This is a genomic window from Ellagibacter isourolithinifaciens, assembly GCF_008831035.1.
Lineage (GTDB): Bacteria > Actinomycetota > Coriobacteriia > Coriobacteriales > Eggerthellaceae > Ellagibacter > Ellagibacter isourolithinifaciens.
On record NZ_WAJR01000018.1, the window covers coordinates 20020 to 42555 of the forward strand.

General features: G+C 62.3%; 16 protein-coding genes. 12 read left to right on the plus strand and 4 right to left on the minus strand.

Going from position 1 to position 22536, the window contains the following annotated elements; genetic code table 11:
* Positions 1-9: 9 nt before the first annotated feature.
* Positions 10-972 (plus strand): SpoVA/SpoVAEb family sporulation membrane protein, encoded by a 963-nt coding sequence (locus F8C90_RS07510; protein WP_170264600.1) that lies wholly within the window; start codon positions 10-12, stop codon positions 970-972.
* Between the two features lie 337 nt (positions 973-1309).
* Positions 1310-1603: a hypothetical protein gene (locus tag F8C90_RS07515; RefSeq protein WP_158049903.1), complete on the plus strand. Its 294-nt coding sequence runs from the start codon at positions 1310-1312 to the stop codon at positions 1601-1603.
* A 170-nt stretch (positions 1604-1773) separates the two neighbouring features.
* Here F8C90_RS07515 and F8C90_RS07520 read toward each other — a convergent pair whose 3' ends face one another.
* Both F8C90_RS07520 and F8C90_RS07525 read right to left on the minus strand, forming a co-directional pair.
* Entirely contained in the window at positions 1774-2202 is a 429-nt protein-coding gene (locus F8C90_RS07520; RefSeq protein WP_158049904.1) for an FKBP-type peptidyl-prolyl cis-trans isomerase, read from the minus strand.
* Positions 2203-2312: 110 nt separating this feature from the next.
* Positions 2313-3599, minus strand: a complete 1287-nt coding sequence (locus tag F8C90_RS07525) for a glutamate-cysteine ligase family protein (protein ID WP_246155848.1) — start codon at positions 3597-3599, stop codon at positions 2313-2315.
* A gap of 411 nt (positions 3600-4010) precedes the next feature.
* Between F8C90_RS07525 and argC the strand changes: the two genes are divergently transcribed.
* From argC to F8C90_RS07565, 8 genes are all read left to right on the plus strand, one after another.
* Entirely contained in the window at positions 4011-5081 is a 1071-nt protein-coding gene (gene argC, locus F8C90_RS07530) for an N-acetyl-gamma-glutamyl-phosphate reductase (protein WP_158049905.1), read from the plus strand.
* A 21-nt stretch (positions 5082-5102) separates the two neighbouring features.
* Positions 5103-6365 carry a bifunctional glutamate N-acetyltransferase/amino-acid acetyltransferase ArgJ gene (argJ, locus tag F8C90_RS07535; RefSeq protein ID WP_158049906.1) on the plus strand — a complete coding sequence of 421 codons (1263 nt, stop codon included), beginning with the start codon at positions 5103-5105 and terminating at the stop codon, positions 6363-6365.
* Between the two features lie 5 nt (positions 6366-6370).
* Entirely contained in the window at positions 6371-7315 is a 945-nt protein-coding gene (gene argB / locus F8C90_RS07540; protein ID WP_158049907.1) for an acetylglutamate kinase, read from the plus strand.
* Positions 7316-7356: 41 nt separating this feature from the next.
* Entirely contained in the window at positions 7357-8592 is a 1236-nt protein-coding gene (locus tag F8C90_RS07545) for an aspartate aminotransferase family protein (RefSeq protein WP_158049908.1), read from the plus strand.
* Between the two features lie 71 nt (positions 8593-8663).
* A complete protein-coding gene (locus F8C90_RS07550; RefSeq protein ID WP_158049909.1) occupies positions 8664-9872 on the plus strand; it encodes an argininosuccinate synthase in 1209 nt (402 codons plus the stop codon).
* 532 nt (positions 9873-10404) lie between these two features.
* A complete protein-coding gene (gene argH, locus F8C90_RS07555) occupies positions 10405-11805 on the plus strand; it encodes an argininosuccinate lyase (RefSeq protein WP_158049910.1) in 1401 nt (466 codons plus the stop codon).
* A gap of 209 nt (positions 11806-12014) precedes the next feature.
* Entirely contained in the window at positions 12015-14249 is a 2235-nt protein-coding gene (locus tag F8C90_RS07560; protein WP_158049911.1) for a transglycosylase domain-containing protein, read from the plus strand.
* 62 nt (positions 14250-14311) lie between these two features.
* A complete protein-coding gene (locus F8C90_RS07565; RefSeq protein ID WP_158049912.1) occupies positions 14312-14818 on the plus strand; it encodes a hypothetical protein in 507 nt (168 codons plus the stop codon).
* A gap of 244 nt (positions 14819-15062) precedes the next feature.
* On the opposite strand, the gene F8C90_RS07570 is transcribed toward F8C90_RS07565, so the two are convergent.
* Positions 15063-17288 carry a transglycosylase domain-containing protein gene (locus tag F8C90_RS07570; RefSeq protein WP_158049913.1) on the minus strand — a complete coding sequence of 742 codons (2226 nt, stop codon included), beginning with the start codon at positions 17286-17288 and terminating at the stop codon, positions 15063-15065.
* An 88-nt stretch (positions 17289-17376) separates the two neighbouring features.
* Here F8C90_RS07570 and F8C90_RS07575 point away from each other — a divergent pair, with 88 nt between their 5' ends.
* Positions 17377-19839 (plus strand): U32 family peptidase, encoded by a 2463-nt coding sequence (locus tag F8C90_RS07575; protein ID WP_158049914.1) that lies wholly within the window; start codon positions 17377-17379, stop codon positions 19837-19839.
* A 142-nt stretch (positions 19840-19981) separates the two neighbouring features.
* Here the strand turns inward: F8C90_RS07575 and F8C90_RS07580 are convergent, their stop codons facing one another.
* On the minus strand, positions 19982-20803 hold the full coding sequence (locus F8C90_RS07580; protein WP_158049915.1) for an MBL fold metallo-hydrolase: 822 nt from the start codon (positions 20801-20803) through the stop codon (positions 19982-19984).
* 251 nt (positions 20804-21054) lie between these two features.
* Here F8C90_RS07580 and tyrS point away from each other — a divergent pair, with 251 nt between their 5' ends.
* Entirely contained in the window at positions 21055-22266 is a 1212-nt protein-coding gene (gene tyrS, locus F8C90_RS07585) for a tyrosine--tRNA ligase (RefSeq protein WP_158049916.1), read from the plus strand.
* Positions 22267-22536 lie beyond the last annotated feature (270 nt).

Sequence of the window (22536 nt, forward strand, 5' to 3'; positions counted from 1 at the left end):
GGGATGGTCATGAAACCATACAAGACAGTTATCTACAGCTTCCTGGTGGGCGGCACCTTCGCGCTCATCGCCCAGGCGATCCTCACGTTCTGGCAGACCGTGCTCGCAGGCACGCCGATGGCGTTCTTCATGGGCGGCGCTACGCTTATCAGCATGGGCGTGATCGGCTGCATCCTGGGCGGCCTTGCGTGCTATCAGTACGTCGAGGAATGGGCGACGTTCGGCGCGCTGCTCCCGTTCTCCGGCTTCGCGATGGCGGTCGGCATGAAGGCCGTGGGTCCCTGGACGAAGAACAACGAGAAGATGGGCAAGTGCATCTGGAACTGTGTGTGGTTCGTCGTGTGGTTCAACGTGCTGTTCGCCGCTATCTGCATCGTGATTGGCTGGATCTGCGGCACGGTCGGGTTCAATAACAACCTCGGCGTCGCAAAGACCGAGGGCGGCATGCTGTTTGTGTACGCGTTCCTCGTGGGCGGCCTGCTTGCTGCGTTCTTCCAGATTCTGTTCGTGTGCCTGAAGAAGGTCACCAAGAAGGTCACCCCGCTCCACATCCTGATCACGGCATGGATGTTGGGCGCAATCTTCGCGCCCTTTGGAATTTCCGGTGCGCTCGCCAACTTCTCCGGCGAGGGCTTCTCCGTCATGATCACGGTCGGCGGCTACAACATGTTCAACGTGGGCATCGAGCTCGCTGCGGGCAACCTCGCAGGCGCCGGCGTGCACCTGGGATCGTTCCTGCTTGCGGTCGCCGGCCTTGCCATCACCGCGCTGTTCACCTTCTTCATCTACAACTGGACGTTTGGTCGCAAACCGCTCGAGCAGGTTCATGCCGAGAAGGCGCTGAACTCGCTGAAGGAGCTCGGCTACGACGCCTCCATGGTGAAGAAAATCGACAAGGAAGAGCTCGAGGGCTACGACGCCACCAAGAACAGCGGCGTGCCTGCAGGTATGTGCGAGGCGGTGAAGGCTTAAGCGACCGCTTTTCGTACGACGGCTGCGCGGCGTGCGTACCTTGCAACTCGCGCTGTTGGAGTGCGTTTCGTGATGCGCCTTGCTTTGCGTTTCACCTTGACGGGCTTTCCTCGTACGGAGGGAGGCCCGTTATGCTTTTGCGCCTCATCGTGGGCCTGCCAACCTGTTAGGCTTCGCACCAGATGGGGGCTACGACACGATTCTCGCAAGCGGTAACGGGAAGCGCGCTGATTTCTGGACGCTTGCTTTATACTGGTTAGCACTATTTTCGTAGTTCGCTCGCGTCGAGCGCTGGTTTTGCCTCATTGCGCCGCCGCGATGCCTTAAGGAGTGGGAAATGGCAAAGGGAATGAGCAAGAAGGAGCGCAAGCTCCGCGAGGAAATCGCCGAGCTCGAGCAAAAGAAAACGCGCGGCTTCATGCAGACGGCAGGCGGCATCATTATCTTCGTGCTGTTCCTGATCATCCGCCAGGTCTTGGTAGCGAACGGCATGTTCGACCCCGAGACGGTTGCGGCGAGCGTAGTCACTTATGCGATTGCGGTTGTAGCGGCCGGCTTCGTCGGCATCGGCGCCTATCATTATTCCAGGGCGAAGACGAAAATCGGCGATTTGCAATCTCGCATCAAGTAGACGCGCCCGCTTCACGTGAGGGTGGGGCCGTCGGGCAGATGGACGGGAATGCGCGCCTCGTGGCGCCTTGCTCAAGGTTACAGTTAGGAACTACATAAAATGAGAAAGCCCCGCGTCCTTCGCAAAAGCGGATGGATGCGGGGCTTTCGGGCTCGCGATGCGTGCGGCGGTTAGTCTGCGACTTCCACCAGGGTGATCTCGAAGGTGAGCGCCTGGCCTGCCAACTCGTGGTTCATGTCGAAACTAACGGAGTCGTCGGTCACTTCCACAACGCGTGCGGGGAAGGGCGCCGAACTGCCCGAGCGCAGGTAGATGGTCTGTCCTATAGGCAGCTGATCGGCATTGGGAACATTCGAGCGCGGCATCTTCTGCACGAGCGCCGGGTTGTGCTCGCCATATGCCTCGGCGGGTTCGAGGCGAACTGTCTTGGTCTCGCCAACCTCCATGTCGCGCACAGCCTTGTCGAAGCCGGGGATCATCTGGCCTGCCATGCAAGTGAACTCGAGCGGCTCGCCGCGGTCGTAGGACGAATCGAACTGCGTGCCGTCGTCGAGCGTGCCTTTGTAGTGGGTCTTCACCTTTTTGCCTTCATTGCTCATGAAGCACATCTCCTCTCGGTCTGAAAAGCGTTAGCTGTCAGTCTATCTGAAGTGCGCGGCCAAGGCCACCGGCCGCTGCGCCTGATTCCCGAGCCTCGCAATGCGTCGTGCTATTCCCGATCGGCGAGCGTCGTTCGCGCGGCGACGAGTTTCTCGAGCGGCTCGAGAAAACCTCGCTCGTTGTCGGAAAGCCCAGCTCGTGCGGCGGCCATCACTTCGTCGGCGAACTCGGCTGCCGACCTGCCGTAGATCTCGCCCGCATAGCCTCGTTCCTGCAGCGAGTTCTTCGCTTGCTCGATGTCGTTTGCCGCGATGCCCTCGAAAAGCCTCTCCACGCGCGTCAGGCTCTCCTCGCAGTAGAAAATTCCCTTCACGAGCGCGGCGTACGCGACAACGTAGGGCACGGGCATCGCGTCGGCGGGGCGAATCTCGAGGTAAGTCTTTAGCCGCACGTCGGGAAACACCATCGACAGCGCGTGCTCGACCTCGGCGCGGCTCATGGGACGCTCAGCATAAATCTCGCTGAAGCGGCGGGAATCCTCGCGCCAGCCGCCCTGCCCGTCGGGCACGAGAATCGCCGGCGTGTCGTAGACCCAGCGCGCATAATCGCGCAGCGTGAACGAGCCCTCGACAGCGCCCGGCACGATGCCGCAGCGCTCGGGATCGCAGTGCTGCCAAATCTCGGTGCGCACCATGCGGTGAGTGCGCGGCGCACCTTCGAAGATGGGGGAGTTGTCGCAGATAAGCGACAGGACCGGCGAGAGCGCGCTCGCGACGCGATACTTGCGCACGCAGTCGTCGGCGCTCGTGTAGTCGATGCTCACCTGCGTCGATGCGCTTCCTCGCATCATGCAGGGCCCGAAGGGGCTCACGCTACCGAGGTAGCGATTCATGTACTCGTAGCGCTGCTTGGGGATAAGCTCCAGGCTCGTCGCGCGCGCCGTGGGATGATAGCCCGACTTCGCAAGTTTCGCGCGCTTCGGCGCGAGCACGCCGCAAAGCTTCTCCTCAAATTGCTCGAAGCACGCTTTCGCGCTGGCCAGTTCATGAAAAGGACCTGCGGAAAGTTCCACCTGAGCGGCGGGTTCGATGGTCACCGCCTCGCCGGGGCGCGCTACGCCCAAAAGGTCGCCCTCAGCGTCGTAGGTTGCTTGCGGGTAATCGGCGCGCAGCACCTCGAGCGCGCTCTGGATGCCGTCTTCGCCCGAGTAGTTCACTGGCGAGCTGTCCTCGCGAACGATGATGTGCTCGAGTTCGATGCCGAGCGCGCCTTCGTCAGCTATGCACCCGCTTTCGATAAACGCCGCGATTGCGTCGACGTTGCGATCGTACATCTCCATACCGTTCACGGGGGAATTTTGCGCGTCTGATGCCTGGTCACTGGCCTGTTCATTCATGGTTTGGCTCCTTGGCCTAAAAAAGTGGTGCAAACCCCAGCGGGTTTGTATAAAATAATTTCGCCGCACATCGTAGCACGTTGCGGCGACAGAATTGGGCATGTATCGAAAACGAGGACGAATCGTGAACTTGGGCATTCTGAATAGCAAGGCGCTCGCCGCTTCTTTTGCTGTCATGTCCCGACGACGTCCTTTGCGCGACGGCAAAGCCTCGCGCCGTGCCGCTTCGCGCGTTTCTTCTCTGTAACTTTTTCGCGTCCTCTTTGGACGGGAACCCCCTTTCATTACTATTGTCCGTGCGCTTCGCTCTATGCGTATCGCGTGCATCGCCGCAGCTAGCATCGCTGACGGCCGGGCTCGTTGTTCGCATATCTGCAGGCGCGGGAACCAATTCGATAAGGAATCGACATTATGAAGATTAAAGCCGGTATCGTTGGGGCCGCTGGCTTCGCAGGTGCGGAACTCACGCGCCTTTTGCTGAGGCACCCGAGCTTCGAGCTGTGCGCGATCACTTCAGACGCGCTCGCCGGGCGCGCGCTCGCCGAGGTATACCCCGCGTTCGCGGGTGCGAGCGACCTCGTCTTCTCCAAGCACGATAAGAGCGTGCTTGCCGACCTCGACGTAGCCTTCCTCGCCGTCCCTCACACGGCGTCCCTCGCGATGACGCCAGAACTCATCGCCGCGGGCACCACGGTCGTCGACCTGTCCGCCGACTACCGCCTGAAAGACCCCGCAATCTACGAGAAGTGGTACAAGGTGGCGCACACTTCCACCGACCTTCTCGCAAAGGCCGCCTTCGGCCTGCCCGAGCTCACGGGCGACGAACTCGCCTCTGCCGCGGCGCGTCGAGCGGCAGGGGAAGCTGTGCTCGTGGCCTGCGCGGGCTGCTATCCTACGGCGACCTCGCTTGCCGCTGCGCCGTTTTTGCGCGCCGGGCTCGTCGAAGAGGGCGCCACCGTCATTGTCGACGCGCTCTCGGGTATCACTGGGGCGGGCAAGAAGGCCACCGAGCGCACGCATTTCTGTTTCGCGAACGAAAGCGTCGAAGCCTACGGGGTGGGAACGCATCGTCACACGCCGGAAATCTCGCAAATCCTGGGGCTTGCCCCCGGCAGGCTCGTGTTCACGCCGCATCTTGTTCCCATGAACCGCGGCCTGCTCTCCACGGTGAAGATGCCGCTCGCGAAGGGCGCCGACGCTCCCGATCCCGAAGAACTCGCCGCCATCCAGCAGCGCTTCTACGCGAATTCCCCGCTCGTCGAGGCGCTTCCTGCAGGTAAGCTCCCCAAAACCGCATCGGTCGCCGGAACGGCGCGCGCGCAGGTGGGCGTCGCCTATCACGCGGAAGCTCGCATGATTATCGCGATCGGCGCGATCGACAACCTGGGGAAGGGCGCTGCCGGCCAGGCCGTCCAGTGCGCGAACATCATTTTCGGCCTCGATCAGACCGAAGGCCTCACCTCGCTTGCCGTGGGGGTGTAAAACCCGATGGAAGGAATCGACATGACAGTATTCACCCAGATCGAGGGCGGAGGCGTTACGAGTGCTCTCGGCTTCAAGGCTGCCGGCATCCATGCGGGTTTCCGCAAGGAACCTGAGCGTCGCGACCTCGCGCTCGTCGTCGCGGACGAGCCTTGCGCGGCAGCGGGCACGTTCACGAAGAACATCTTCTGCTCCGCGCCCGTCATCATCTCGAGGGAGCATCTCTCCGATGGCGGTACGGGCGCCCCGAGCTATGGCACCGCGCGCGCCGTGGTGGTGAACTCCGGCATCGCGAACGCCGCGACGGGCGTCCCCGGACTCGAACATGCCCGCGAGATGGCGCGCATCACCGCCGACGCTGTGGGCTGCACCGATGAGGAGGTGCTCGTCGCGTCGACTGGCGTCATCGGGCAGCATCTTCCCCTCGACCCCTTCAAGACGGGCGTCCCCCAAGCGCTCGCCGAGGCAAGCCGCGAAGGCGGGGCCTCCGCGGCGCGCGCAATCATGACCACCGACACGCACCCGAAGGAATACGCGGTCAGCTTTTCAGGCGACGAACTGGGCTTCGACGGCGTCACCTTCACCGTCGGCGGCATGTCGAAGGGCTCGGGCATGATCATGCCGAACATGGCCACCATGATCGCCATCGTCACGACCGACGCTCCCATCGCCGCGGCCCATCTCTCGCAGATCCTGCGCGACGCCGTGGGTGTGAGTTTCAACAAGATCACCGTCGACTCTGACACCTCGACCAACGACACCTGCGTCACGCTCGCGAGCGGGGCTGCGGCTCCGGGTGCGGCTCCCATCGAGCCGGGAACTCCCGCCTACCGTGCGCTCGCCGCCGCATATAAGGAAGTGTGCACGAACCTCGCGCGCATGATGGCCGCTGACGGCGAGGGCGCCACGAGGCTTGTGACCGTGCATGTCGCGGGCGCCGCCACCGACGCCGACGCCGATGCGGCTGCGCGCACCATCGCGAACTCGCCGCTCGTGAAGACGGCCATTTACGGCCACGACGCGAACTGGGGCCGCATCGCCGCAGCTGCGGGGCGCTCGGGTGCGGCGTTTCGCCAGGAGGATGTGTCCATCGACATCATGGGCATGCCTGTTTGCCGAGGCGGGCTCACCGTCGCCTTCGACGAGGACGAGGCGCTGCGACGTTTCGAGGCGCCGGAGATCGCGATCGACGTGAACCTCGGCGCCGGCACGTGCGAAACCACCATGTGGACATGCGACTTCTCGCATGATTACGTAACCATCAACGGAGATTACAGGACCTAATTGCCATGAACTACGATAAGGACAGCAGACCGAACGGGGTCGACACCATCACAGGCGAAGTGCTCGCCGAGGCGATGCCGTGGATCAAAAACATCACCGGTAAGACCATTGTCATCAAGTACGGCGGTTCTGCCATGGTCGACGAGCAGCTACGCGCCGAGGTCATGGCTGACATCGTGCTTCTGAAGATCATCGGCGTGAACCCGGTGATCGTGCACGGCGGCGGGCTCGCCATCTCCGAGGCCATGAAGCGCTTCGACATGCCCGTGAAGTTCATCGACGGCCAGCGCGTGACCACCGATGCGGCCATGAAAGTGGTGCGCTCGGTGCTTGCCGGCCAGGTGAACCAGGAGCTTGTCGAGGCGATGAACGAGCACGGCCGGGTTGCGGTGGGCCTTTCGGGTGCCGACGGGGCCACGATTATCGCCGAGCAGGCGAGCGAGCAGCTCGGGCGCGTCGGGCGCGTCGTGCGCATCAACTCGCAGCTTCTCGAAGACCTCGTGTCGGCGAACTACATTCCCGTTCTCGCGTCGGTTGGCATCGGGGAAGAGCCGGGCAGCGGCTTTTTCAACGTGAACGCCGACGTGGTGGCGGGCCATGTGGCAGCGGCCATAGGCGCGCACAAGGTGTTCTTCTTGACCGACGTCGACGGCCTCTACCGCGACTTCGACGACAAGTCGACGCTCATCTCGCGTATCTCGCTTGATGAAGTCCGCGAGATGGTAGACAAAAAGCAGGTTTCGACGGGCATGATTCCGAAGCTGCGATCCTGCATCCGCGCGCTCGACGCGGGCGTGCACCGTGCGCATATCTTAAACGGCACCACACCGCATGCGCTTCTGCTCGAGATGCTCACCGACAAGGGCGTCGGCACCATGATCGTCCCGCCCGATGGGGACGCGGCGTTCGACTCCACGCGCGAGGGCAGCTTCGCGAGCAAACTGGTGTAACGTGGGCGGTCACCTCACCGCCTTTGTGAGAAGGAGAAACAATGAGTCTTGCTGAACAGCAGCAGCTGGAGGAAACCTACGTCATGCACACGTTCGGCCGTAAGCCGGTCGAGCTGGTGGAAGGCGAGGGCATGGTCGTTCGCGACGATGCCGGCAAGGAATACCTCGACTTCATCGCGGGAATCGGCGCGGTGAGCTTGGGGCATTGCCACCCTGCCGTCGTGCGCGCGATCACCGAGCAGGCCTCCACGCTCATCCACGTGAGCAACTACTATTACATCGAGCATCGCGGGCAGGTGGGCAAGCTGCTCTCCGACGCTCTGAACGAGGACGTGCCCGCCGCCGACCAGGCGCCTTGGCAGACGTTCTTCGCGAACTCGGGCGCCGAGGCGAACGAGTGCGCCATCAAGCTCGCCCGCGCCTACGCGCGCCGTCGCGTTGAGGCCGAAGGCGGCGACGGGGAGGCGGCTCCGCGTGTGATCGTCACGGTGAAGAAGAGCTTCCACGGCCGTACGCTCGCCACGCTCGCCGCGACCGCGCAGCCGGCCAAGCAGGAGCTTTTCCAGCCGCTGCCCGACGGCTTCACGCCCACGCCGCAAAACGACATCGCGGCGCTCGAGGCGCTGTTTGAGGCGCAGGGCGACTCCATCTGCGCTGTCATGCTCGAGCCCATCCAGGGCGAGTCGGGCGTGCACCCCTGCAGCCCCGAGTTCATGGAAGCGGTTCGCCGTCTCACGGCTGAGCGCCACGCGCTCATGATCTGCGACGAGGTGCAGTGCGGCATCTACCGCACCGGCAAGCCCTTCGGCTTCCAGAACTACGACGTCGTGCCCGATATCGTCTCCATCGCGAAGGGTGTGGCATCGGGCTTCCCCTGCGGCATGTGCGCCGCGCGCGGAGAAGTGGCGGCGGCGTTCAAGCCGGGCGATCACGGCTCCACGTTCGGCGGGTCCAACCTTGCGGTGGCGGCGGCAGAGGCGACGCTGAGCGAGATTCAAAAGGAGAACCTCGCCGCGAACGCGACTGAGGTGGGCGCGTACCTGCGCGAGCAGCTTTCCGCGCTTCCCCAGGTCACCGAGGTACGCGGCATGGGCCTCATGCTGGCGGCCGACCTCGCAGAGGACGGCAAGGGAGCTCCTGACGTCGTGCTCGACGGGCTTTCCGCAGGGCTTCTGCTCAATGCGACGGGTGCGCACACGCTGCGCTTCCTGCCGCCGCTCGTGTGCAGCAGGGCAGACGTCGATGCGTTAATCGAGAAACTTGGTGGGATTTTATAGTTCGCCAAATGCTCAGGGTGCATTTGGTTTACCGTGGTTAAAACAGTTTTGAGCTGGGAAAGGATACAAAAATGAGCGAACAGAGGGACAGGGTTGTCTTGGCCTACTCCGGTGGCCTTGATACGTCGGTGTGCATCAAGTGGATGCAGGAGGAGCGCGGGCTCGACGTCATCGCCGTCGTTGGCGACGTCGGACAGGAGCACGACGGCCTTGAGAAGATTCACGACAAGGCCCTGCGCACCGGCGCCATCGAGTGCCGCGTGGTCGACATGCGCGAGGAATTCGCCAAGGAATACCTTACTCCTGCGCTTGCCGCGAACGCGCTTTACGAGAACAAGTACCCGCTCGTGTCCGCTCTCTCGCGCCCGCTGATTGCGAAGCATCTCGTCGAGATCGCGCACGAGTTCGGCGCGAAGTACGTGGCACACGGCTGCACCGGCAAGGGCAACGACCAGGTGCGCTTCGAGGCGTCCATCATGATGCTCGATCCGTCGCTGGAAATCATCGCCCCTGTTCGCGAGTGGGATTTGAAGACCCGTCCGCAGGAGATGGATTGGGCAGCGGCGCACGGGGTGGAAGTTCCCACTACCAAGAAGTCGCCCTATTCGATCGATGACAACCTGTGGGGCCGCGCCATTGAGTGCGGTGTTCTGGAAGACCCCTGGAACGAGCCGCCGGCGGACATCTACACGATGACCACCGATCCCGAGAAGGCTCCCGATACCCCGACTGTCGTGGAGATTTCCTTTAAGGACGGCGTCCCCTGCGCGATCGATGGCAAGGAGATGAGCTACCTCGACATTATTCTCGAGATGAACAAGATCTCCGGCGCGAACGGCTTCGGCCGCCTCGACATGGTGGAGAACCGCCTCGTCGGCGTGAAGAGCCGCGAATGCTACGAGGCTCCAGGCGCGCTCGCCATCATCAAGGCGCACAAGGCGCTTGAGGACATCTGCCTCGAGCGCGACGTGCTCCACTACAAGCTCCATGTGGAGCACGAGTGGGCCGACCAGGTCTACAACGGCAAATGGTACGCCCCGCTGAAGGCCGGTCTGGATGCGTTCCTCGCAACGACGCAGGTCAACGTCACGGGCACGGTGCGCCTGTCCTTCTACAAGGGCGCCTGCACGGTCACGGGCTCCAAGAGCGATTACTCGCTCTATACCAAGGAGCTCGCCACCTACGACGAGGGCGACACCTTCGACCACAAATCTGCGAAGGGCTTCATCAATATCTACAGCCTCTTCGGAAAGGTCTGGGCAGAGAAGCACCGCGGGTAAAGGGGGTTTCGCTGGTCTGCCGACTAGCGAAACGATCCGGCGCTGCGCGGCGTTCCGTCGGCACAGCTGGCGCTCCAAGGTTTCGTCGTGCCTTAAGTACGCTTCCTCAACCTTTCGCGCCATCTGCACTCGCCAGAACGCCGCTCGCTGACTTTGACTCGACTTGCAAGTTTTCATATCGTGCAGGTTGAACAGGGCCGAAGCGAGCGTTGTCTTCAGAAGCGAACGACCCAAGGGCGCTCCCAAAAGGGCGCCCTTCTCGTAATGATTAACGCAAGTCGAGGTAGTGCGGGCGTGCTCAAATCCCGAAACGCAGAGCTTGGCTGAGCACGCCTACGCTCCCGACTGGGCAACGCTTGCAGGATTGGAAAACGTAGAGTTTGGTGTCCGACGGCCCTCACAAAGCGAGTTCCGCAGCGAAGCGAGGACTGTCTGAGCGACTGAGGGTTGTCGGACGCCAAACCCGGACGGCCCCCTAAGGCTCGAGGGCATTTACATGATCATTCTCACCGATTGAAAGGGCACACACACCATGGCACTCTGGTCAGGCAGATTCGAAGAGGGCGTGAGCGAGTTCACGCAGCGCTTCGGCGCATCTCTTCCCGTCGACAAGCAGCTCTACGCGCAGGACATCGCAGGCTCGCGCGCCCATGCGGCGATGCTCGCGCACCAAGGCGTCATCTCGCAGGAGGATGCCGACAAGATCGATGCGGGCCTTGAGCGAATCAAGGGCGAGATCGAGGCGGGAAGCTTCCCGTTCGACATCAACAACGAGGACATCCACATGTCCATCGAGAGCGTGCTCACCTCAGAAATTGGCGATGCGGGCGCGCGCCTTCACACGGGTCGTAGCCGCAACGACCAAGTCTGCACAGACACGCGCCTGTTCGCCAAGAAGCGGGCGCGCGACCTGATGGCTGCCAACGTGGAGCTTCGTCATGCGCTCGTATCTCAGGCGGAGAAGCACTTCGACGTCATTCTGCCTGGTTATACGCACATGCAGCATGCCCAGCCGGTGCTCTTCTCCCACCATATGCTCGCGTACGTGTGGATGCTCGACCGCGACTTCGACCGCCTGCGCGCGGCATACGACGCCGCGGACGCGAACCCGCTCGGGTCCGCGGCCCTCGCTGGCACCACCTATCCGCTCGACCGCTTCATGACGGCAGAGGCGCTCGGCTTCTCGCGCGTGATTCCCAACTCACTCGATGCCGTCTCCGACCGCGATTTCCTGCTCGACCTTCTGTATGCCTGCAGCGTGTCGTGCATGCACCTGTCGCGCTTGTGCGAGGAGATCATCCTCTGGTCGACGGCGGAGTTCGGCTTCGTCACCCTGTCCGACTCGTTCTCGACGGGCTCCTCGATCATGCCGCAGAAGAAAAACCCCGACTTCGCCGAGCTCATCCGCGGCAAGTCTGGGCGCGTGATCGGCGACTTGGTCGCGCTGCTCGTCACGATGAAGTCACTTCCCCTTGCGTACAACAAGGACCTTCAGGAGGACAAGGAAGGTGCCATTGACGCTGCGAAGACGCTCGAGGATTGCTATCGGTGCGCCACGGGCATGATCGACACCATGGAGATTCACCCCGACGCCATGCTTGAGCAGGCGAAAAAGGGCTATCTCGCCGCGACGGACGTGGCCGACTATCTGGCGAAGAAGGGCCTTCCGTTCCGTCGTGCGCATGAGATCGTGGGCCATCTCGTGCTTTTGTGCGACAAGCGAGGCTGCGGCTTGGAAGACCTCTCGCTCGAGGACTTCAAAGCGGAAAGCGACCTGTTCGAGGAGGACATCACGAAGTGCCTCGACCTTGCGAGTATCGTCGCCGCGCGCACCACGTTCGGCGGCACGGGCAATTCCGCGGTGAAAGAGCAGCTCGACCAGGCGAAAGAGGCGCTCGCCGCCGATGAGGCCGACGCGGCATCGCTCGCGTAGTCCCCTGACGGGGCGTCGTCGCCCTAATCGGCGACGTTATCACGAAGGCAGGGGTTCGAGAAATCGGCCCCTGCCTTTCTGCATTACGGGGAGGCGCAGGTCATGGGCCAAAACGACGCCTCTTGTGCCCATTTGCTGACAAAACGGGGGAGCTTTCGAGGGGAAAGCGAGCCGATGCTACAATACTTTGGACTAACGAGGAGGTGCCCGTGGCGTCACGTGCGATTAAAAGCAGGGCCAACATCAAGAAGAAGCATCCGTCGACGGCGGTGATCGCTGTAGCGGCGGTTATCTTCGCGTTCATCGTCTCGCTTTGCTGGGGCGTCTGGTCTGTCGGCTCGTCTTGGCTGTCTGATCTCCCCGATTACAAGAGCGCCGACGCGTACAACACCGCGCAGCCGACGGTCGTCTATGCGAGCGATGGGCAGACGGTGCTCGCGGAGTTCCAGCTGGAGAACCGCGACCCGGTCGAAATCAACGAGATCAGCGACTACGCGCTCAAGGGCACGGTTGCTACGGAGGACGAACGCTTCTACTCCCATGGTGCGATCGACCCGTGGGGCATCGGCCGTGCCTTGGTGAACAACCTCATGGGCGGCGACCTTGAGGGCGCATCTACCATCACCCAACAGTTCGTGCGCAACACAATCCTCTCTTCGGAGATGGACGACATCTCGATCAAGCGCAAGGTTCGCGAGGCGTATATCTCGATCAAGCTCGAGGAGCAGTACTCCAAAGACAACATCCTGCTCATGTACTTGAACACGATCAACTACGGCTCGGGCGCCTATGGCATCGAGGCGGCATCGGAGCGCTACTTCTCGAAGCACGCAAGCGAGCTCACCATCGCCGAAGCGGCGACGCTTGTGGGCATTCCCCAGTCGCCGACGTACAACAACCCGATTAATTATCCCGAGAACTGCACGAAGCGCCGCAATGTGGTGCTCGACCGCATGCTCTCGAACGGCGTCATCACTCAGGAAGAACACGACGCCGCCCAGGCCGAGCCCCTCGTGCTTAATCCGACCGAGCCGTCGACCACGGGAATCGAGGCGTATCCGTACTTCACGAGCTACGTGCGCGACCAGCTGACCAACGCCAACGGCAAGTACGCGTACTCCAAAGACGAACTTTTCAAGGGCGGGCTGAAGGTCTACACCACGCTTGACGTTTCCATGCAGGAGGCTGCCGAGGCGGCTGCGCGCGAGAAGGAGCAGGCGGCGGGCGACAACTACGAGGTTGCGATGGTGGCGATCGATCCCGACAACGGCTACATCAAGGCGCTTGTCGGCGGCAAGGACTACGACGCCTCGCAGGTCAACATGGCTACCGGGACAGGCGGGTCGGGCAGGCAGGCAGGTTCTTCGTTCAAGACGTTCACCCTGGTGGCAGCTATCGAGCAGGGCATCGACCCCAATACCATGATCGACGCTTCGGCAACTGCGAAGCTCCCCGGATGGGAAGTTGCCAACATCAACCACACCAACTACGGGACGAAGAGCATCGCGGACGCCTTCGCGGTGTCGTCGAACACGGCGTTCGCGCGGCTTATCCTCTCGATCGGCCCGGACAAGGTCGTCGATGTCGCCAAGCGTATGGGCATCACCTCGCCGCTCACTGCGACAGGGTCGCTCACGCTCGGCTCTGAGTCTGTGACGCCGCTTGAGATGGCAAACGCCTATGCGACCATCGCGAACGGCGGCACGCACTACGACCCCGAGTGCGTCGAGCGCATCGTCGACCGCAACGGCTCGATCGTGGTCGACAACTCGGCACCAAAGGGCGAGCGAGCCATTTCCGCAGAAGTTGCCCATGCGGCCACCGAGGTCATGAAGGGCGTCATCACAAAGGGCACCGGCAAGGCTGCGGCGCTTTCGAACGGACAGGTTTCGGCGGGCAAGACGGGAACGTCGGAGAATTATATGGATAGCTGGTTCTGCGGCATCACCCCGCAGCTTTCCGTTGCCATCTGGTTCGGCGATCGTAGCGATTACAGTCATGCACAGCGAGTGCCGAGCGGCATGTCTGCGGCGAGTACGTTCCCCGACTTCATGAACGTTGTTCTGAAAGGCAAGCCGACCGAGGATTTCCCGAAAGCAGGCGATCCCCAGTACAAGAGCGATTTCAAGGACACCCAATACCACATCGGCGGCTACTACAGTTCCGCCGACGATGAGGACAAGGACAAGGATAAGAAGACCGACGAGAGCTCGACGACCGAGAACGGGACTAACGCGGGGAACCACCATGGCACCACGGGCGATGGCGGCAACGGCACGACCGGTGGCACTGGAGGCACCGGCGGCGATTCCGGCGGAGGCACGACGGGCGGAACTGGCGGCGGCGACTCCGGCGGAGGCACGACGGGCGGAACTGGCGGCGATTCCGGAGGTGGAACCGGCGGGGGTTCCGGTGGAACCACTGAGCCAGTTCCGATAGAGTAGAGTTTTGCACGATTCGTACAATCGCGCGGCGGGTTCCCCGTCGCGCATCGATGGGAGAACACATGACCCGATCTTCATTCATCCGCGCGCTTGCCGCCGTTTGCGTGAGCGCAATGCTCGCTGTTGCGCTTTCCGGCTGCATGCAGCAAACGGCCAATCAGGCAAACGACCAGCAATCAGAAAATCGCGAGTACATGACGCAGGTCAATCAGAAGATGGACGATCTCGATTCCCGCCTCTCCGATTTCGTCGATGCCGTTTCGCGCGGTGACGTGGTTACCATGCGTACCCAGGCGGACAACGCGTTCAAGGTGCTTGACGACTTGTCTTCCCTTGAGGCGCCCGAGCCGCTGAAGGATGTTGCAGCCGGCTATGTCGACGGCGCGAACAGCCTGAAGGACGCGCTCAACTCCTATATTCAGCTTTACACGGAGATTGATGGCGCGACCACGACCGAGCCTTTCGATTGGTCAACCTACGATTCGCGTTTGCAGGCAATCCAGGACGCCTATAATGCGGGAATCGATAAGCTGAAGGCGGCTGACGAGGCTGCGGCAGGCAAGGACTAGCGTTTCGGCTCTCCCCCGAGTGCCAAGGCGAGCGAGACTGCTCGCTCTGGGAACGCTCGGCAGATTCTTAAAATGAATTGGTCACAACGCGAAGGCGACGACCTGCATCATGCGGGCCGCCGCCTTCGCGTTTCTCGCTTATGCTGGTAGGGTGCCGCCAATCGAGGCATGGGCGGATGTCTGCTGCGACGGCCTGCATCGAGCCATGCGCACCCATCGGCTGCGGCACGGATGCTCAAAGCCCCTATGGAGCAGGCTCACCGCCTTCACCGCCTGGTTGCCCGCCGTCATCGGGTGGCTCCGCAGGACCTTCCCCTCCGCCAGGTGGTTCTTCGCCCGAGTCTGCACCGTCGCCCTCGCCGCCCGCGTTCGGGTCGGGGCCGATCGACACGTAGGCGGTGTAGGTCCCGTTCGCGAACTCGATCTTCACTATCGACCCTGCAGCCACGGTGGAGCTGTAGGTTTCCACGATGGTGAGGTTACTTCCCAACGCCGCCTGCACTTCGGCCAAGCTTGCACCCGAAAGCTGCGCGATGGTGTCCTTCGCGGCATCTTCGCTGTATATCGACTGCTTCTTGTTGAAGGCGCTGTCGTAGTTCGGCTCAGCGGCGGTGGGGAAGTCTACCCTCGCGCGACCGTCAAGGGCAAGCGACATGAAGATTCTCCAGGCGTCCTTGCACCAGGGCGCCTCCCACATCTCCCGTTCCTGCGCGGCGCCCGTCCATACTGCGCAGGAAAGCTGCGGGGTGTAGCCGCAGAACCACAGGTCGCGATGCTCCTGGGACGTGCCCGTCTTGCCTGCGCTCACCTGCCCCGACGGCAGCGCCGACCCGCGGCCGGTTCCCTGGGTGACCACGCCTTGCAGCACGCGGGTCACTTCTCCTGCAACCTCGGGGGAGAGCACCTGCTCGCCCGGTACCTCCGTGTTGTCGATGAGCGTCGTGCCGTCTTGCGCGATCACCTGGGTGATGCAGGTATCGGCGTGGCGGATGCCCCCGGTCGCGAATGCTCCGTAGGCGCTCGCCATGCGCAGCGTGTTCGTCTGCGCGGCGCCGAGCGTGAGCGCGGGGTAGGCTCCGTAGCCGTATTTCGTGTCGCCGGCAACGCCGAGGCGCGCCGCCATGTCGAGCAGGCTCTGCGGCGTCACGCCATCGGGGTCGGTGACAAGGCGGGCAAAACCGGTATTGGCGGAGACCCAGGTCATTCGCTCAATGGAAAGGTACCCGTAGTTCGCACCCGCATAGTTGGTGACGGGCTTGCTCCATGCTGCGTTCACGAACCCTGTGGAGCAGTCGATAACCGTTTTCGGGCTGATGCCCTGCTCGATGGCGGCGGCCAGCGTGAACGCCTTGAACGATGAGCCCGCCTGGCGCCCCGTCGCGCTTGTCGCGAGGTTGAACTGGCTGTCCGACCAATCCCTCCCGCCGATCATAGCGAGCACGTACCCGGTGTTCGGGTCGATGCACGTCATCGAAAGGCTCACATCGCTGTCGCCGGTTCTCGCCATATCGTCGTACACTTCCGCTGCTGCTTCCTCCGCGTAGCCCTGAAGCGTCGGGTCGATTGTGGTGTAGATCGTAAGACCGCCGTCGAACACCTCCTCGAACGAGAGCTGGTCAAGGAGCTGCTGGCGCACGTAGCTCGTGAAATACGGGTACTCGTAGATGCCGTCTTCGGCGCGTGTTTCGACGTCTAAGACAAGCTCCTCTTCGACGGCGCTATCGTGTTCCTCCTGCGTGATCGTTCCATGCGTGAGCATGCGGTCGAGCACGACGTTGCGACGTTTCGTGCAGTTTTCGGGATAGTCCTCGGGGTTGTTGTACGTCGGTGACTGCGGGATGCCCACAAGCGTTGCCGCCTCTGCAAGCGTAAGGTCGATTGCGCTCTTGGAGAAGTAATGCTGCGCTGCGGCCTCGATGCCATAGCACCCCGAGCCGTAGTTGATCGTGTTCAGGTACATGAGCAGGATGTCGTCTTTGGAATACGCCTGCTCCATCTCGATGGCGAGCTCGGCTTCGCGAACTTTGCGCCGAAACGAGATATCGTTTGCCTCGCTTGATAGGAGCGTGTTGCGCACAAGCTGCTGCGTGATGGTGGAGGCGCCCTCGAGGCTGCCGCCGTTCAGGTTGTTCACGAGCGCGCGCCCGATGCCGTAGTAGTCCACGCCTTGGTGCTCGTAGAACCGGGTGTCCTCCGTCGCGACGGTTCCTTTGAGGACATAGTCGCCCACCTGGTCCTTCTCGATGGGTTCTTGGTCTTGCAGGTAGAACTCCGCCAAAAGGGTGGTGCGATCGTTCGCGTAGATGCGCGTCTTGGCGCTGTAGGCGAAGGCGTTCGGGTCGTGCACGCTGGGCAGCTCGCCGACCCATGCGTCCACGACGCGTCCCACGCCGAAGGCCCCGAAACCGACGACGAGGACGACCGAAAACGCCGCAACGAGCACTCCCCACGCTGGAGCATGGGTGCGCATTTCACGGTGTTTTCTCCTTACTCTCATGATTCGTCTATACTACCATGAACCGACCATCTGGTCTTTCAGACGAGGAGACACCAACCTTATGCGGAATATGGAACTTTTGGCGCCTGCGGGCAACATGAGCGCCCTTCACGCCGCCGTGCGTGCCGGTGCGGACGCGGTATATCTCGGGCTCGAGTCGTTCAACGCGCGCCGCGGGGCCGATAACTTCACCATCGCCACGCTCAAGGAGGCGTGCGATTACGCGCATCTGCGGGGCGTGAAGATCTACGTCACGCTGAACATCATCGTGCTGCCGGGCGAAGTGGGCCGCGCGCTCGAATGCGCTCGCCAGGCATGGCGCGCAGGTGCCGACGCGCTCATCATCCAGGACATTGGTCTTGCGAGCGAGATAGCCCGCGCGCTCCCTGACATCCGCCTGCATATTTCTACGCAGATGAACACGTGCAATGCTGCCGGCATCCGCGCCGCCGCCCGCATGGGTGCCAAGCGTGTCACGCTTGCCCGCGAGCTTTCCGTGGAGGAAATCGCCCATCTCGCGCAGGTAGGCGCCGAGGCAGGCGTCGAGGTCGAGGCGTTCGGTCATGGCGCGCTGTGCATCTGCTATTCCGGCCAGTGCCTCATGTCCTCCATGATCGGGGGTCGCTCCGCCAATCGAGGTCTGTGCGCGCAGGCGTGCCGCTTGCCCTACGAACTGCACAATGCTGCCCAAAGAAAGCCGCTTTCGGCGCCAGGCGAGCATCTGCTCTCGCCGAAGGACCTCTGCTCGATCGATCTTCTTTCCGATCTGGCGCGAGCCGGCGTCGCGTCGCTTAAGATCGAGGGCCGTATGAAGTCGGCCGATTACGTGTCGGCCGTCGTGTCGGTGTACCGCCGCGTGCTCGATCGGGTGTATGCGCAGGAGGGCTCTGTTTCTCCTGCTCGCCCGACGGAGGACGAACGCCGTACGCTCGAGGAGGCGTTCTCCCGCGGGTTCACCACGGCGTATCTTGAAGGTCAGCGTGGGAACGACATCATGAGCTATCAGCGCCCGAACAATCGCGGCGCCTTTATCGGCCGCGTGGCCGAAGCACGTAACGGCATAGCGACCATCTCCGCTGAGCACGAGCTTTCAATCGGCGATGTCCTCGAGTTTTGGACGGGGAAGGGCCATGCCGCCCAAACGGTAGCCGACCTCTCCTACGACAAGAAGGGCCGTGTGCGGATTGAGCTCGATGCGCGCGTGAAGGGCGTGCGTGCGGGCGACCGCGTGTTCCGCGTGCGCAGCGCGAAGGAAGCCTTCGAGGACGACTCCCTCGAGCCGCGCGTCGAGGTTGAGGGCACGGTTCGCCTGCGCATCGGCGAGCCGCTCGAGGTCTCCTTCTCCTTTGCCCGCACGTCTCAGGGCGAGCTTGCCGAAGTTCGCGGTGTGGCGAGTGGGGCCGAGGTCGAGCCTGCTCGCACGAAGGCCGTCACCGAAGAGGACGTGCGCGCTCATATCGATCGCCTTGGCTCGACTCCTTATGTTCTTACGCGGCTCGACGTCGAGCTCGACGAGGGGGTCGGCATCGGGTTCTCGCAGCTGCACCGCGTTCGCGCCGAGGCCCTCGACGATTTGACCGAGCGAGCCTTGGCCGCCTACCATGCCCGTCGTCTTCCCCGTACCGAGGATCGCGAAGAGCTTCCCGCCGTCCGTCCGAGCGGTGCCCGCATCGGCGCATGGACGACGAACCCCGTGTGCGCGAGGGCCGCAAAGCGTACGGGCGCTCATATGGTGTACGTTCCGGCGCTGAACTACGGACGCGGCGAGGCGGTGGTCGCGGGTCAGCTCACGGCCACGGTCGAGCAGGCGGGCTACCCCAAGCAGTGCCTTCTTGCCATGCCCGTCGTCGATCACGACGAGGTCGGGCTCTCGCGCGAGGCGAAGCTTGATTTCGACCCGTGGCGTTACGCAACGTCGGGGCGTCCGGTGTTCGTGGAGAGCCTCGGTGCCATGCAGATGGCCGCCGAGATCGGGATTCCCTTCGAGGTCGGCCCGCATCTGCCCGTCACGAACAGGCTTGCGCTCGACGAGGTTGCTCGCATGGGCGCCGTTCGCGTGTGGCTCTCTCCCGAGCTCTCTCTCGACCAGATTCGCGAGTTGTCCCGCGATACCCCGGTTGAGCTGGGCATCTTCATCTCGGGCGCGCAAGAACTCATGATCACCGAGCACTGCCTGCTCATGAGTCAGGGCCCGTGCAGCGAGGATTGCGCCGAGTGCCGTCGTCGTCGCAGCCCGCATTACCTTAAGGACCGCAAGGACTTCGACTTCCCTGTCATCACCGATGCGCTCGGTCGCAGCCACCTTTACAACAGCGTTGAGCTCGACCTGGTGGCTTCGCTTCCCGAACTCATGGCGGCGGGCGTCACGTCCTTTATGGTCGATACGACGCTCATGAACGGCGAGCAGGCGGCGCAGGCTGTTGGTCGAGCCATCCGCGCGCTGCGTATCGCGCAGTCCGACGGAAACTCGGTCGCCAAGATCACAAGCGCCACCACAGGACATCTGTTCCGCGGCGTTCAGTAGCACGCCGCGACATAGGACGGGGCCTCTGTCTCTTTGGGGCAGAGGTCGGGAACTGTATCTCAGCTAGGCTACTTACCATTTGAAGGCGCTTCCCATGCGCAACGCTGCGGCCTCGCAGTGCTGGGAAGCTCCTTCCCGGGCGCTACTTCACGCTCGTGAGGCGTCCTTGGTAGCCGCAAAGGACGCGCGCATTGCCCTCGGCGATGGCGAGTCCTTTCTCGAGTGCCGCTCGCGGCAGGTCGTAGTCGTTGTTGTTCTGCGAGATGTGCATGGCAACGACGGCCTCGGGCGCGCGAAGACCCGCGGCGCGCGATTCAGTGATGAGTGCGGCAAGCTCCTCGGTAGCCTGCGGGTTCGAGAGGTGGCCGAATTCCGAGGCGATGCGCTGCTTGATGACGTAGGGATAGTCGCCGCTTTGCAGCATGCGCTCATCGTGGTTGCTCTCGAGCGCCAAAATGCGCACGTCACGCAAGGCCGAGTGCGCGGTACTCGTCACGATGCCCGAATCCGTTATGTAACCCAGTGCGTCGCCGTCGGGCGCCTCGACGCGAAAGCCGAAGGAAGCGGCAGCATCGTGGCTGGTTGCGAAAGGGAAGGCGCGCAAGCCAGCGGCCTCGATTGCGCGCTGCCCCGAGGAGAGCGGCAAGATGGCGCAATCGCCTGCGACCTTCTGCAGCGCGGAGCTCGCGTCGATGCAGGCCTGGTTTACGTAAACCGTTGGTGCGCAGCCTAATTTCGCGAGGCCGCGCAACACCACGCCCAACCCCTTGGTGTGGTCCCCGTGCTCGTGGGTGATGAGCACGGCGTCGATTCGAGCGGGGTCGAAGCCCGCCTCGTCGCATCGCTCGAGGAAATCGCGCTTGCAGATTCCGCAGTCGATAAGCATGCCCGCGCCTGTCGCGGCGTTTTCAACGATGGCAGCGTTGCCTTTGCTTCCGCTTGCGAGCACATGTAACTTCAGCACTGGTTGTTCTCCTGTCGGGCGATGGGCAGGAATAGCCCTCGACCGTGACGATTAGATTCCACTGCGGCATTGTAGCGAAACGCCACTCGCTTCAGCGAAGAGTTTGGGCGAGAAGTCCCCTCGCTTATGAGCTCAGTCTTCCAGAGCGCTTGCTCGTTCGCTTATTGCGCAGCCCTCTCGATAGATTCGGGCCTCATGCGGCCTATGTGCTAGAATCTCATGAGCTAATCCCTTGTATGAAGGACATTTCGATGCTCACACCTGAAGAACAGCTTCACATCATCTCTTCTGGCACGGCGCAGATCGTGCCGGAAAGCGCTCTGCTTGAAAAGCTCAAGCGCGGCAAACCCCTCAACATCAAGCTCGGCGTCGATCCGACTGCTCCTGACATCCATATCGGCCACGCCGTCCCGCTGCGCAAGTTGCGCCAGTTCCAGGACCTCGGCCACGAGGTCACGCTCATCATCGGTGACGGCACGGCGCTCATCGGCGACCCGTCTGGGCGCAACTCGACCCGCCCGCAGCTTTCTCGCGAGCAGATTAAGGTGAACGCGGAAACCTACGTCAACCAGGCATTCAAGATCCTCGACCCCGAGAAGACGACGCTTCGCTACAACTCCGAGTGGATCCTCTCGCTGAACATGGAAGAGCTCTTGAAGCTCATGGCGCAGTTCACGGTCGCCCGCATTCTCGAGCGCGACGATTTCCATAACCGCTACACCTCGAACCTGCCAATCAGCCTTCACGAGTTCATGTACCCGGTCATGCAGGCTTACGACTCCGTCGTTATCAAGGCTGACGTCGAGCTCGGCGGCACTGATCAGCTCTTCAACCTGCTTGCCGGTCGCGAGCTTATGGAGAAGCTCGGCATGGAGCCGCAGGTGTGCTTGACGCTCCCGCTGCTCGAGGGCACCGACGGTGTGAAGAAGATGTCGAAGAGCTACGGCAACTACATCGGCCTCACCGATGAGCCGTCCGACATGTTCGGCAAGGTCATGTCCATCCCCGACGAGCTTATGGTGAAGTATTACCGTCTTGCATCTACCGAGTCCGTCTCGGCAATCGACGAGATCGAGGCCGGCTTGGCCAACGACGAGCTCCATCCTAATAAGGTAAAGCGAGCCCTTGCCCGCAACATCGTTGCCGCTTACTATGACGAGGAACAGGCGAACGCGGCCGAGGAGCAGTTTGACCTCGTGTTCAAGAAACATGACGTCCCCGACGACATCGCCGAGTACACGCCCGACCTCACTCCCAACGAAGAGGGCCTCGTCTATCTCGCGAAGATCATTCACGACGCCGGCCTTGCGCAAAGCGTTGGGGAAGCGCGCCGCCTCATCGATGGCGGTGGCGTAAAGCTCAACGGCGATGCGGTCGCGCCTAAGGTATACAACGTTGAGCCCGAGAAGCTGAAGGATTGCGTCCTGCAGGTTGGCAAACGAAAGTTCATCAAGCTCGTGTAAAAAAGGTCTTGCGGCGGTAAAACCGAATAGCTATAATGAGAAACCCGCGTTTGAGGAGAGCGTGGGTTTCTTCTTTCACTCAGCTTGATTGAGAGCAGAAACGGTGGCCCTTCAAAACCGCTCAAAACTTTTTGAAAAAAGTTCTTGACGGCAGGCGAAGGGTCGCGTAATATATCTCCTTGCGCCGCGGACGGAAGGAAGCGGCGGGGCGGGGCGGATAAGACGCCCCGGGAACCTTGAAAACCGGATACCGAGGAAAACGGATAGGAA